The sequence below is a fragment of the Streptomyces parvus genome (assembly GCF_032121415.1).
GTDB lineage: Bacteria > Actinomycetota > Actinomycetes > Streptomycetales > Streptomycetaceae > Streptomyces > Streptomyces globisporus_A.
In genome coordinates this window covers 5200939-5213560 of sequence record NZ_CP135079.1, presented here as the reverse complement: position 1 = coordinate 5213560, position 12622 = coordinate 5200939, and the positions used below count along the sequence as shown (strand labels likewise).

Below are 12622 nucleotides of genomic sequence, written 5' to 3'. Positions count from 1 at the left end.
TCGCAGACATACGAGTGAGGGCCCGCCGCCCTGTGGACGACGGACCCTCACCCGTGGAACGTGCAGGTGGGACGGGGTCCCGGGGTGCCGTGGAGGTCAGCCGGAGCCCACGAACAGCACCAGCAGCAGCCACACCACCGGTGCGGTCGGCAGGAGCGAGTCCAGCCGGTCCATGATGCCGCCGTGGCCGGGGAGCAGGGTGCCCATGTCCTTGATCCCGAGGTCCCGCTTGATCATGGACTCGCCCAGGTCGCCCAGGGTGGCGCTGGCGGCGACCGCGAGGCCGAGCAGCAGACCCTGCCACCAGGCGCCGCCGTCGATCAGGAACTCCATGCAGAGCGCGCCGGCCACCATGGCGAAGGCGACCGCGCCGAGCAGGCCCTCGCGGGTCTTGCCGGGGCTGATGCGCGGGGCGAGCTTGTGCTTGCCGAAGCGCCAGCCGACCGCGTACGCCCCGGTGTCGCTGACCACCGTGAGGACGAGGAAGGTCAGCACCCGCCACGGCCCGTCGTCCGCCGTCAGCAGCAGGGCGACGAAGGTGGCCAGGAAGGGGACGTAGAACGCCGCGAAGACCCCGGCGGTGACGTCCTTGAGATACCCCTCCGGTGGCTCGGTCATCCGCCAGACCAGCACCGCGAGGGCGGTCAGGGCCATGGCGACCCAGGCGCCCTCGGGGCCCCGGGCGTAACCGGCGACGACCATCGCGGCCCCGCCGACGGCCAGCGGGATCAGGGGCGCCTTGATGGCCTTGCGTTCCTGGAGGCGGGAGGTGAGCTCCCAGAGGCCGACCACGACGGCGATCACTATGACGCCGATGAAGACGGCCTTCACGATGAACAGCGAGACGCCGATGACGGCGCCGAGACCCACGCCGACCCCTATGGCGGCGCGCAGATCACGCCCCGCGCGCTTCTTCTGCGGCGGGGACGGCAGCGGGGTGGACATGGGCTCCTGCGGCATCTCGTCACGGAACAGGGGGCCGCTGATGAGCGCGGCGTCCCCGTCCCGGTCGTCGCGGCTCTGCGGCTCTCTGTCTGCGTCTCTACCTGCGTCGGGAACGTCCGGCACGATGGGCATGGGCCGAGTCTGCTGGGCGCCGTGCACATCGTGGGCAGGACCCGCCGGGGCAGCCCTCATCTCGGGCGTGCCCCAGTAACCGGCTCCTTGCGGGGCACCCCAGGAAGAGTCGTTCATCAGACTTCGAGCAGCTCGGCTTCCTTGTGCTTGAGCAGCTCGTCCACCTGCGCGACGTACTTCGCGGTGGTGTCGTCGAGCTCCTTCTCCGCGCGGCGCACCTCGTCCTCGCCGGACTCCTTGTCCTTGACGAGCTTGTCGAGGTTCTCCTTAGCCTTGCGGCGGATGGAGCGGATCGAGATCTTGGAGTCCTCGGCCTTGGTCTTGGCGACCTTGATGTACTCCTTGCGGCGGTCCTGGGTGAGCTCGGGGAAGGTCACCCGGATGATATTGCCGTCGTTGCTCGGGTTGACGCCGAGGTCGGAGTCGCGGATCGCCTGCTCGATGTTGCGCAGGGCGGTCTTGTCGAACGGCGTCACGACGGCCATCCGCGGCTCGGGAACCGAGAACGAGGCCAGTTGGTTGATCGGGGTCAGTGCGCCGTAGTAGTCGGCGACGATCTTGTTGAACATCGCCGGGTGCGCACGGCCGGTACGGATCGCGGCGAAGTCCTCTTTCGCGACGACAACGGCCTTCTCCATCTTCTCCTCGGCCTCGAGGAGGATTTCTTCGATCACCACGTGCTCCTGCGTTTCTTGGGCGGGCCCGGCGTCGTCATCGCCGTGCCCTGCGGGTCCTGCGTCGCGTCCTCACCTGCACGGTGTCCGACCGGCAGGCCGTTGTCCATCCTGGGGGGCCGTCAGGCCCGGGTGCTCTCGTCGCTCACGAGCGTGCCGATCTTCTCACCCTTGACCGCGCGAGCGATATTGCCCAGGGCGGTCAGCTCGAAGACGAGGATCGGCAGCTTGTTGTCGCGGCAGAGCGTGATGGCGGTGGCGTCGGCGACCTTCAGGTCGCGGGCGATCACCTCGCCGTACTCCAGTGCGTCGAACTTCACCGCGCCGGGGTTGGTCTTCGGGTCGGAGTCGTAGACCCCGTCCACACCGTTCTTCCCCATGAGCAACGCCTCGGCGTCGATCTCCAGGGCGCGCTGCGCGGCGGTGGTGTCGGTGGAGAAGTACGGCATGCCCATACCGGCGCCGAAGATCACCACGCGCCCCTTCTCCAGGTGCCGTACGGCACGGAGCGGGATGTACGGCTCGGCGACCTGGCCCATGGTGATGGCGGTCTGGACGCGCGAGTCGATGCCCTCCTTCTCCAGGAAGTCCTGGAGCGCCAGGCAGTTCATGACGGTGCCGAGCATGCCCATGTAGTCGGACCGGGCCCGGTCCATGCCGCGCTGCTGGAGCTCGGCACCACGGAAGAAGTTGCCTCCTCCGATGACCACCGCGATCTGGGCGCCGTCGCGGACGACGGCGGCGATCTCGCGGGCGATGGTGTGCACGACGTCGGGGTCGACGCCGAGACCGCCGCCGCCGGCGAATGCCTCACCGGAGAGCTTCAGCATGAAGCGCCCGGAACCCTTGTCGTCGTCGCGCTTGTCGTCGGCCTGAATGGCGTCCGCGCCCTTGTCCATGGAAATTCTCCTCGTGCACATACGAAGAAGGCCATTGCCGGTGGGTCTGGTGTCCCTACAGCGGCAATGGCCTCCTCGTCAGATCTGCGGTCGTCCGGCGTGGGTGCGGCCGTCGACTGCACCAGACCCTATCGGGTCCGGTGCTGTTCGCCCGGACGGACTCAGATGCCGACCTTGATGCGCGAGAAGCGCTTCAGGGTCACACCGGCCTCGTCCAGGACCTTCTGGACGGACTTCTTGGCGTCCAGCGCGTACGGCTGGCCCAGGAGGGTGGCCTCCTTGAAGAAGCCGTTGACCCGACCCTCGACGATCTTCGGGAGGGCGGCCTCGGGCTTGCCCTCGGCGCGGGTGGTCTCCTCGGCGACGCGGCGCTCGGCCTCGACGACCTCGGCCGGAACGTCCTCGCGGGACAGGTACTTCGGGGCGAAGGCGGCGATGTGCTGCGCGATACCCTTGGCCAGCTCGGCGTCGGCCTTGTCCAGCTCGACCAGAACACCGATCTGCGGGGGCAGGTCGGGCATGGTGCGGTGCATGTACACGGAGACGTACGCGCCGGTGAACTGCGCGAAGCGGTCCAGGACGATCTTCTCGCCGAGGTTGGCGTTGGCCTCGTCGACGTACGCCTGGACAGTCTTGCCGGGCTCGATCTCGGAGGCGAGGAGCGCGGCGATGTCGGCCGGGGAGGTCGCGGCGACGTGCGCGGCGAGCGTGTTGGCGACGGCCTGGAACTTGTCACCCTTGGCGACGAAGTCCGTCTCGCACTTCAGCTCCAGCAGAACGCCGGACGTCTTGTCCTCGGAGACGAGGGAGACGACGGCGCCGTTCTCGGCGGAACGGCCCTCGCGCTTGGCGACGCCCTTCTGGCCCTTGATACGGAGCGCCTCGACGGCCTTGTCGACGTTGCCGTCGGCCTCGTCGAGCGCCTTCTTGCAGTCCATCATGCCGGCGCCGGTGAGCTCACGGAGCTTCTTGACGTCAGCGGCGGTGTAGTTCGCCATGAGTCTGTATGTCTCTCTCGAAGTCTGAAAGATCTACGGGTGAACGGCGGGGGCGACGCTTGTGGCGTCGGCCCCCGCCGTCAGCAGCCGTGACGGGTGTCAGGCCTGCTCGGCGTCCGCGTCGGCGGCCGGAGCCTCGGCCTCGGCGACGGCCTCGGCCGGCTTCTCGGCGTCGGCGACCTTCTCGGTCTCGGCGGAGGACTGGACCTCGGCGGCAGCCGCGGTCTCGTCCTTCTTGTCGCCCTCGAGCAGGTCGCGCTCCCACTCGGCGAGGGGCTCACCGGCGGCCTTCTCGCCCGGCTTCGAGTCACCGGTGGCGGCACCGGAGCGGGCGATGAGGCCCTCGGCGACGGCGTCGGCGATCACGCGGGTGAGCAGGGTGACGGAGCGGATCGCGTCGTCGTTGCCCGGGATCTTGTAGTCGACCTCGTCGGGGTCGCAGTTGGTGTCGAGGATCGCGACGACCGGGATGTGGAGCTTGCGCGCCTCACCGACGGCGATGTGCTCCTTCTTGGTGTCGACGATCCAGACGGCGCTGGGCACCTTCTGCATCTCGCGGATACCACCGAGGGTCTTCTCCAGCTTGGCCTTCTCGCGCGAGAGGACCAGGAGCTCCTTCTTGGTGAGGCCGGAGGCGGCCACGTCCTCGAAGTCGATGAGCTCCAGCTCCTTCAGGCGCTGGAGGCGCTTGTAGACGGTGGAGAAGTTGGTGAGCATGCCACCGAGCCAACGCTGGTTGACGTACGGCATGCCGACGCGCGTCGCCTGCTCGGCGATGGCCTCCTGGGCCTGCTTCTTGGTACCCACGAACATGATGGAGCCGCCGTGGGCGACGGTCTCCTTGACGAACTCGTAGGCGCGGTCGATGTACGACAGCGACTGGAGCAGGTCGATGATGTAGATGCCGTTGCGCTCGGTGAAGATGAAGCGCTTCATCTTCGGGTTCCAGCGACGGGTCTGGTGACCGAAGTGGACGCCGCTTTCCAGCAGCTCCCGCATCGTGACGACGGCCATGGCCGTACTCCTTGAGGTACTCGGTTATCGCGACCGCAGGTTTGCGCTCGCGCCTGACGCCCCGACGCGCCGTGCCACGAGGGACCGAGGAGCGCGGCCACCTCCGAGAAGAGGGGGGTGGCGGGGCGTGCGAAGTCGACCCGGTGACCCGGATCGCCGTAAGAAGTGTACGGGACCGGCTGAGTGCCGGGTGACGGCGATGTCCACGGTCGGGTGACGGCGTTGTCCACAACCGGCGAGTAGTCCACAGGAGCGGTCCATGATCCCCGGAATCCCGGCCTCCGGGACATCGTGGCGGACATGCTCCACCGCCCCGGCCCACGCCGCCTCCGCTCCCACCGCCCCCTGCTGCCGCTCCTGCTCCTGGCGCTCCTGCCGCACGTGCTGCTTCCGGCCGGGCTGCCCGGGGCGACGGGGGTGACCGGGCCGGGCACGGCCGTCGTACAGGCCGTGGCCCCGGACTCCCTCCCGGGCGCGGACGCCGGTGTGGACACGGACGGCCTGGACCCGGGTGGCGGAGCCCGGAGCTGGCCGCTGGCGGGAAGGCCCGCGCTGTTACGGGGATGGGAGCCGCCCGCCGGTCCGTACGGGCCCGGCCACCGCGGCGTGGATCTCGCGGCGGGGCCGGGCACCCGCGTGCTGGCGGCCGCCGACGGCCGGGTGTCGTTCGCGGGGCGGGTGGCGGGGCGCGGGGTACTCGCCGTCGACGTGGCCGGGAGCGGTTCGCCGCCGCTGCGCACCACGTACGAGCCGGTGCGGTCGCTGGTCGAGGAGGGCGCGAGCGTGCGCGCGGGCCAGCCGGTCGGGGTGCTGGAGGAGGGGCCGTTCCACTGCGCGGCGGGCTGCCTGCACTGGGGGCTGCGACGCGGGGACGCCTATCTGGACCCGCTCTCGCTGCTGCCGCCGGAGCTGCTGCGGAGAGGGCCTTCGCGGTTGCTGCCGGTGTTCGGGGTGGCGGAGCCGGGCCCGCAGGCGCAGGTGGGGGCGCAGGCGGGGGCGAACCTCAGGCGGTGGGGACGGGTCAGCCGCTCACACCGCGCAGGACCATAGCTACGGCGGTGTCCGCGATGACGCCCGGCTCCTCGGCGACGCCCAGTTCGATCCGGCGTACGGCGGCGTCGACCGACCCCTGCAGGAGCATGGCGGCCAGCCTCGGCTGGGTGTGGCCCAGGTCGCCGAGCGCTTCGACGATCATGGCGATCAGCCCGCCGTGCGCGGCCCTGATCTTCTCGCGGGCCCCGGCGTCCAGCTCGCTCGCGGAGATCGCGACGACCGCGCGGTGGCGGCGGTCGCCGACGAGGTCGAGCTGGCGGCGCACATACGCCTCGATCTTCGCCTCCGGCGTCTCGGCTCGCTGCATGGCGTTCTCGACCTCGGCCGCCCAGACGGGGAAGTCGACGGCGCACAGCTCCTCGACGACGGCGGCACGGGAGCGGAAGTACTCGTACACGGAGGACCGCGCGAGGCCCGTGCGCTCGGCGAGTGCGGGGAAGGTCAACGCTTCCGTACCGCCCTCGGACAGCAGGGATCGCGCGGCGTCCAGGAGGGCGCCGCGCTGCATGGTCCGGTGCTCGGCCACGGAGGCCGCTCGAATCCTGGGCACGCATCCACTCTACGGCGGCAGGCGCGAGGAGGAAGGGCACAGCCACCGATCGGATGGCCGACGAGGGCGGAGAGGGGCCGACGGGCACGGTGCGGGATGGCGACGTCCCGGAGACCGCGGGGCGGGACGGGGAAGGGGATACCGGCGGGACGTCAGCGACCCGCGTCGGCCAGCTTCGCCCGGAGCTGGAGCACGGACTTGGTGTGGATCTGGCTGACCCGGCTCTCGGTCACCCCGAGGACGTTGCCGATCTCCGCCAGGGTGAGGCCCTCGTAGTAGTAGAGGGTGACCACGGTCTTCTCGCGGTCGGGCAGGGTGTTGATGGCCCGCGCGAGCAGTCTTCGCAGCTCGCGGTCCTCGGCGACCTCCACCGGATTGTCGGCGGCGGTGTCCTCCAGGGTGTCCATCAGGCTCAGCCGGTCGCCGCCCTCGCCGCCGACGTGCAGCAGCTCTTCCAGGGCGACCACGTTCGCCAGCGACAACTGGCTGAAAACGGCGTGCAGTTCCTCCAGCGCGATGCCCATCTCCGAGGCGACCTCGGCCTCCGAGGGCGTACGCCGGAACTGTGCCTCCAGCGTGGCGTACGCGCGCTCCACGTTCCGTGCCTTCTGCCGGACGGACCGGGGGATCCAGTCCAGGGCCCGGAGTTCGTCGATCATCGCGCCGCGGATCCGGGTGATCGCGTATGTCTCGAACTTGATGGCCCGCTCGATGTCGAACTTCTCGATGGCGTCGATCAGCCCGAAGACCCCGGAGGAGACGAAGTCGGCCTGCTCGACGTTGGAGGGCAGCCCCACACTCACCCGGCCCGCGACGTACTTCACGAGCGGCGAGTAGTGCAGGATCAGCTGCTCCCGCAGCCGCTCGTCGCCCGAGGTCTTGTAGGAACGCCACAACTCATCGAGGGAGGAGGGAGCGGGAGGGCGCACAGTGCCACGCGCAACCGGTGGTTTCGCCGCGCGGTCCGACCCGGAGGTGTGCTGGGGCATGTGGTGCCTTGAGCCGTTCTGCCGTGAAGTGCTGGGGGACGTACGTCTGAAGCGGAATCCTTGTGAGCGTAGCGTGACTGCGGCGTCGCAGTCCGCGCAGGACGGGAGTTCCCTGCCGCGCGATTGTCTGTCGCCCCATACGCGGTCGGCGCCCGCCCGGGACCGAGGCCGTCGCCGTTGGCGCGGGTCCCGGACAGGTCACCGATCGATCGTGCGAGGTCATCGGCCTTACCTTTTCACCCGAATGCTCCAGGTCAAGTACCGCCTCGCCGCGCGTCGTCGTTGCGCGCCGAAGGAAGCGTCAACCGCCAGGTGTCGCCTTCTCGTTCGACGAACCCCAGTGAGTGGAGTTCGTACAGTCGACCGAGCGTTTCGTCGACCGAGGTCCCTGCTGCGCGCGCGACGTCACGGGGGTGGGTGGCCCCGTGGTAGGGGAGAGCGTCCAAGACCCGTGCGGTGACCGCGTCCAGGTGGTCCCTGGGCAGCACCGGACCGCGGCGGACCGGCGTCAGATCGCCGATGTCCCCGACCAGCTCGACGACTTCGTCCGCGTCGGTGACGAGTACGCCCTCGCCGCGCAACAGTTCGTGCACCCCTGCTGACAGCCCACTGGTGGCCGGCCCGGGCACTCCCATCGAGAAGCGGCCGAGCCGTTGCGCCTGGCGGGCGGTGACCAGCGAACCGCTACGGTATTCGGCCTCGACCACCACCGTGCCCCTCGTCAGCGCGGCGATGACGCGGTTGCGCAGGAGGAACCGGCTGCGGGTGGGGTGGGCGGACGGCGGCAACTCGGCGACGACGAGTCCCTGTTGGGCCATGCGCCCGAGCAACTCGGCGTGCCCGCGCGGGTAGGGCACGTCGACCCCGCAGGCCAGCACCGCCGTCGTCGCCCCGCCCGCGGCCAGTGCGCCCCGGTGGGCGGCCCCGTCCACCCCGAACGCCGCCCCCGACACCACCACCCAGCCGCGCTCCGCGAGCCCGGAGCCGAGGGTGGCCGCCATGTGCGCCCCGTAAGGGGTGCAGGCCCTCGCGCCGACCACCGCGACCGAGCGCAGGGACCACAGCCGCAGGTCGGGCCGTCCCCGCACCCAGAGCCCGACGGGCCGGGCGTCGCCGAGGTCGTCCAGCTGGCTCGGCCACTCCCGGTCGCCCGGGCAGACGAAGCGCCCGCCCACCGCGGCGACCGCGGCCAGGTCCCGCCTCGGCTCCGCGGCGGCTGCCCGCAGCCGGTAGCCCCCGAGCCGTGCGGCGGTCATGCCCGGCAGCTTCTCGGCGGAGCCGTCCTCGACGGTGAGCCTCCGCATCAGCTCGACCGGCCCGGTGAGCCGCAGCCACCGTCCGGCACGCTCGTCCCCCGGCTCCAGCACCCGGGTCAACGCAGCCCTGGCCAACCGCTGAGCTTCGCGCTCCTGGTCCCGCGACGCTGTTCCGAGATCCCGGCCCCCGGCACGGTCCCGGCCGGGGAAGTGCCCACGGTCGAGCCCGTGCCCGGTGTCCGGGCCGCGCTCCGGCTCCGGCCCGTGCCCGGGGCCGAGGCTGTGCCCGGCACCCGACTCCCGCCCCCGCTCCCCCGTCACCCCGGTCACCGCGCCCCCGCCCCCATCTGAACTCCGCGGTGGATACCCGTCCGTAGCTCCAGGGCGACCGCCACGTCCGAGGCGTCCGGGCGGTCGGCGCCGCGTAGGTCCGCCACCGTCCAGGCCACCCTCAGCACCCGGTCCAGGCCGCGGGCCGTGAGGATTCCGCGTTCCAGGTCCCGTTCCGCCGCCGCCAGTGCCCCCGGGGCCACCAGCAGGCGGGTCCGCAGCTCGTGGCCCGAGACCTCGCTGTTCGTGGTCCACGGGGTGCCGGCCAGCCGTTCGGCCGCCCGGGCCCTGGCGTCCCGTACCCGTGCGGCGACGACCTCCGTCGACTCGCCCCGGCCGCCCTGGCCCAGGAGGTCCGCACGGCCGACCGGTTCCACCTCGACCCGCAGGTCCACCCGGTCGAGCAGAGGGCCGGACAGCCGTGCCTGGTAGCGGCGGACCACCGAGGGCGGGCACTCGCAGCCCGCGCCGGTGAGCGTGTGGCGGCCACAGGGGCACGGATTGGCCGCCAGCACCATCAGGAACCGGGCGGGCAGCCGCACCACCCCCGCCGCCCGCGCGACCACCACATGGCCCGACTCCAGCGGCTGGCGCAGCGCGTCCAGGGCCTTGCCCGAGAATTCGGGGGCCTCGTCGAGGAAGAGCACGCCTCGGTGGGCCAGCGAGACCGCGCCCGGCCTCGGGATTCCGTTGCCCCCGCCCACCAGGGACTGCATGGTCGCCGAGTGGTGCGGAGCGCAGTAGGGCGCCCGGGAGACGAGCGGTTCACCCGGGGGGAGGATGCCCGCCACGGAGTGGACCGCCGTCACTTCGAGGGATTCCTGCCGGGTCAGCGGGGGCAGGACCGCCGACAGCCGCTCGGCCAGCATGGTCTTGCCCGCGCCCGGCGGACCCGAGAGAAGCAGGTGGTGTCCGCCGGCTGCGGCCACCTCCAGAGCCTGGCGCGGGCGCAGCTGCCCCGCGACGTCCGCCAGGTCCGGCCGGTGCCCGTCACCCCGCGCGGCGGCCGGTGCGAGCCCCGTACCGAGGCCGGTGCCGGGGATCATGAGCCCGGCCAGCATGGCGTCGGGGCGCCCCTGGCCGTCGGCGGGCTCCTCGGGCACCGGTTCGTCGCACAGGACGGCAATGAGCTGGCGCAGGCTCCGGACGCCGAGGACCGAGACCCCCGGCACCAGGGCCGCCTCCCCGGCCGTCTGCTCGGGGACGACGACCTGCTCGTACCCCGCTTCGGCCGCCGCCAGGACCGCGGGCAGCACGCCCCGTACCGGACGCACCCGGCCGTCCAGACCCAGTTCGCCGATCATCACCACGTCGGCGATCATCGCGGGGTCGATCCGCTCGGCCGCGCCGAGCACCGCGCACGCCACGGCGAGATCGAAACCCGACCCACTTTTCGGCACGGAGGCCGGGGAGAGCCCGACCGTGAGCTTCTTCTGCGGCCACTCGGCCCCGGAGTTCACGACGGCCGCCCGCACCCGGTCCCGGCTCTCCACCAGGCTCTTGTCCGGCAGCCCGACGAGGGTGAAGGCCGCCACCCCGGGCTCCAGGTCCGCCTGGACCTCCACCACCACACCCTCGACGCCGACCAGCGCCACGGAGCACGCGCGTGCGAAGCCCATCAGGACACCCCCCGGGCATGCTCCGTCACCGGGGCCCCGCGCCGGGGCACGATCACCCCGACCAGATCGATGCGGACCCCGCCGGGCGGTGGCCCGCCGTGCCGCTCCAGCCAGATCTCGGCGAGTCGTCTCAACCGGTCCGCCTTGACCGGGCCGACCGCGGCCATGGGGTGTTCGAACCCGTCCGACCTGCGCGTCTTCACCTCGCAGAAGACCAGCGCGTCCCCGTCCCTGGCCACGATGTCGATCTCTCCGGCGCGACAGCGCCAGTTCCGTCCGACCACCGTCATCCCGGCGTCGGTCAACAGCCGCGCCGCCAGATCCTCGCCGTACCGCCCGAGTGCCCCCCGTGCGTTCATTCGGCACCACCTCCGGCACCGACTGTGACCCGGCCCGCCGAAAGGTGTGGATCTTGGTGGACAACTCCGCGGATGTGGAAAACCCGGCCACCCTCACGGGTGACCGGGTTTCTCCTTGCAGCGCGCGTGTCGGCGGCCCCGGCTCCATGGGGCAGCGCGGGGTCAGCCTCCCGGAAGTTCCAGATCGCTCTTGTTGAGCTCTTCGATGTTGACGTCCTTGAAGGTCAGCACGCGGACCTGCTTGACGAACCTGGCAGGCCGGTACATGTCCCAGACCCAGGCGTCCGCCATGGACACCTCGAAGAAAACCTCACCCTGGACGGAGTGCACCTGCATCTCGTAGTCGTTGGTGAGGTAGAAGCGCCGTTCGGTCTCGATCACATATTTGAACAGACCGACGACATCGCGGTACTCCCGGTAGAGCTTCAGCTCCATCTCGGTCTCGTACTTCTCGAGGTCCTCGGCGCTCATGGCATGTTTCCCCTTCAGCCGTGCGTGCCCCCATTGTGCGTCAGCCTTCGGCGTCCCTGGACGATTGGACGATTTCGGGGGCCAGAACCAGCGGATCGCGCGGGGGACCCTCGTCGAGGAGCGTGCGCAGCAGCTCGGCGAGTCTGGTCGGGTACACCGTCTCACGCGTCGCGAGCAGTTCGGCGGAAGTCCACCACCTCAGACCGGCGACGCTGCGCAGTTCCAGGTCGGTGAGGCCCTGCGGGGCGGTGGCCGTCTGCGTCGTACGGGCCAGGTAGTACCACTCGTCCTGGTCCCAGCGGCGCCCGTCGAACGGGAAGGAGCAGATCCGGGTCCAGAGCAGCGGGCCCAGCTCGATGTCCGTGATCCCGGTCTCCTCGGCGAGCTCCCGGCGGGCCGCCTGCTCCCGGGTCTCGTCGCCTTCCAGGCCGCCCCCCGGGGTGAACCACCAGGTGTCGGCCACATCGTCCGGCTCATGGCCGTGCAGCAGCAGGATGCGGTCGTCGGGGTCCAGCAGGACCACCCGGGCGACCTTGCGGGCTCCGGAGGTCACCGGGCCCCTCCGGCAGGTGCCCTCCGGCGGCCCAGGCGCGCCGCCACGGGCCCGTACACCGCGCCGCCGAGGATCAGGGCGGCCCCCACCAGGATCGCGCCGAGCTGGAGCGGCAGGGGTCCGGCGGCGGACACCCCGCCGGGCAGCGCGGTGAACGAGGAGGGCCGGTCGATCATGCCGTCCATCGGCCAGGCCACCGCGTCCACCCGGGCCTGGACGGCGCTCAGCGGTACGGAGCCCTGGCCGGCGTCCTGGAGGTGGACCCGGGAGTCCAGGGAGGTGGCCCGTTCGTCGCCGAGGAGGAAGATCTTGCCCTGCGGCACGGTGGCGGAGAATTCCTGGGGCGAGGCGGGGGCCTTGCCGCCGGCGGCCGGGCCCTGGTCGACGTACGGCTCGTCGACGGGGGTCCCGTTGACGGTGAGGCGGCCGTCCTTGTGGCAGCAGGCCACCTTGTCGCCGCCGACCCCGACGACGCGCTTCACCATCGGTGTGGCGGCCCAGACCTCGTCGGTGAAGACCACCACGTCACCGCGCCGGACGTCGGCGCCGTCTATCCGCTCCGCGAGCACCCGGTCGCCGGGGTTCACCGTCGGGGCCATGGAGTCGGTCGGGATCGTGTACGGCTGGTAGACCACCGCCGCCCAGGCGAAGCCGCCGAGGAAGAGTACACAGCCGACGGCCACGGCGAGGCCCGACACCATGGCGCCGAGCCGGCCGCGGCCGTCTTTCCCGTTTCCTGTACCGCTCATCCCAGCGCTCCCCCGTCGGAGATCGACAATC

The 12622-nt window shown here is 71.3% G+C and carries 14 protein-coding genes; 1 reads left to right on the top strand and 13 read right to left on the bottom strand.

What is annotated here, in order from left to right; translation table 11 throughout:
- Positions 1 to 96: 96 nt before the first annotated feature.
- The 5 genes from RNL97_RS24610 to rpsB form a co-directional block, all read right to left on the bottom strand.
- Entirely contained in the window at positions 97 to 1194 is a 1098-nt protein-coding gene (locus RNL97_RS24610) for a phosphatidate cytidylyltransferase (protein WP_030587869.1), read from the bottom strand.
- A complete protein-coding gene (frr, locus tag RNL97_RS24605) occupies positions 1194 to 1751 on the bottom strand; it encodes a ribosome recycling factor (RefSeq protein ID WP_006127917.1) in 558 nt (185 codons plus the stop codon). Before frr ends, RNL97_RS24610 begins: the two co-directional genes overlap by 1 nt.
- Positions 1752 to 1873: 122 nt before the next feature.
- Positions 1874 to 2650, bottom strand: a complete 777-nt coding sequence (gene pyrH / locus RNL97_RS24600) for a UMP kinase (protein ID WP_006127916.1) — start codon at positions 2648 to 2650, stop codon at positions 1874 to 1876.
- Positions 2651 to 2811: 161 nt separating this feature from the next.
- A complete protein-coding gene (tsf, locus tag RNL97_RS24595) occupies positions 2812 to 3648 on the bottom strand; it encodes a translation elongation factor Ts (protein WP_030587866.1) in 837 nt (278 codons plus the stop codon).
- Between the two features lie 99 nt (positions 3649 to 3747).
- Positions 3748 to 4662, bottom strand: a complete 915-nt coding sequence (rpsB, locus tag RNL97_RS24590) for a 30S ribosomal protein S2 (protein WP_006127913.1) — start codon at positions 4660 to 4662, stop codon at positions 3748 to 3750.
- Positions 4663 to 4962: 300 nt separating this feature from the next.
- Here rpsB and RNL97_RS24585 point away from each other — a divergent pair, with 300 nt between their 5' ends.
- Positions 4963 to 5712: a murein hydrolase activator EnvC family protein gene (locus tag RNL97_RS24585; protein WP_313751199.1), complete on the top strand. Its 750-nt coding sequence runs from the start codon at positions 4963 to 4965 to the stop codon at positions 5710 to 5712.
- On the opposite strand, the gene RNL97_RS24580 is transcribed toward RNL97_RS24585, so the two are convergent.
- From RNL97_RS24580 to lepB, 8 genes are all read right to left on the bottom strand, one after another.
- Positions 5684 to 6241: a TetR/AcrR family transcriptional regulator gene (locus tag RNL97_RS24580; protein ID WP_029182420.1), complete on the bottom strand. Its 558-nt coding sequence runs from the start codon at positions 6239 to 6241 to the stop codon at positions 5684 to 5686. The genes RNL97_RS24585 and RNL97_RS24580 overlap by 29 nt on opposite strands.
- Positions 6242 to 6417: 176 nt before the next feature.
- On the bottom strand, positions 6418 to 7254 hold the full coding sequence (gene whiG, locus RNL97_RS24575) for an RNA polymerase sigma factor WhiG (RefSeq protein ID WP_030587858.1): 837 nt from the start codon (positions 7252 to 7254) through the stop codon (positions 6418 to 6420).
- Positions 7255 to 7508: 254 nt separating this feature from the next.
- Complete coding sequence (gene dprA / locus RNL97_RS24570) at positions 7509 to 8621, bottom strand: DNA-processing protein DprA (RefSeq protein ID WP_030587856.1); 1113 nt, start codon at positions 8619 to 8621, stop codon at positions 7509 to 7511.
- A gap of 215 nt (positions 8622 to 8836) precedes the next feature.
- Positions 8837 to 10459 (bottom strand): YifB family Mg chelatase-like AAA ATPase, encoded by a 1623-nt coding sequence (locus RNL97_RS24565; protein ID WP_030587853.1) that lies wholly within the window; start codon positions 10457 to 10459, stop codon positions 8837 to 8839.
- Positions 10459 to 10818 (bottom strand): YraN family protein, encoded by a 360-nt coding sequence (locus tag RNL97_RS24560; protein ID WP_030587850.1) that lies wholly within the window; start codon positions 10816 to 10818, stop codon positions 10459 to 10461. Before RNL97_RS24560 ends, RNL97_RS24565 begins: the two co-directional genes overlap by 1 nt.
- A gap of 162 nt (positions 10819 to 10980) precedes the next feature.
- The gene (locus tag RNL97_RS24555) at positions 10981 to 11289 is read right to left on the bottom strand and encodes a DUF2469 domain-containing protein (RefSeq protein ID WP_003965949.1); all 309 of its coding nucleotides are present in this window, start codon (positions 11287 to 11289) and stop codon (positions 10981 to 10983) included.
- Between the two features lie 40 nt (positions 11290 to 11329).
- Positions 11330 to 11842, bottom strand: a complete 513-nt coding sequence (locus tag RNL97_RS24550; protein ID WP_030587847.1) for an NUDIX hydrolase — start codon at positions 11840 to 11842, stop codon at positions 11330 to 11332.
- Positions 11839 to 12591 carry a signal peptidase I gene (gene lepB / locus RNL97_RS24545; RefSeq protein ID WP_030587844.1) on the bottom strand — a complete coding sequence of 251 codons (753 nt, stop codon included), beginning with the start codon at positions 12589 to 12591 and terminating at the stop codon, positions 11839 to 11841. Before lepB ends, RNL97_RS24550 begins: the two co-directional genes overlap by 4 nt.
- Positions 12592 to 12622 lie beyond the last annotated feature (31 nt).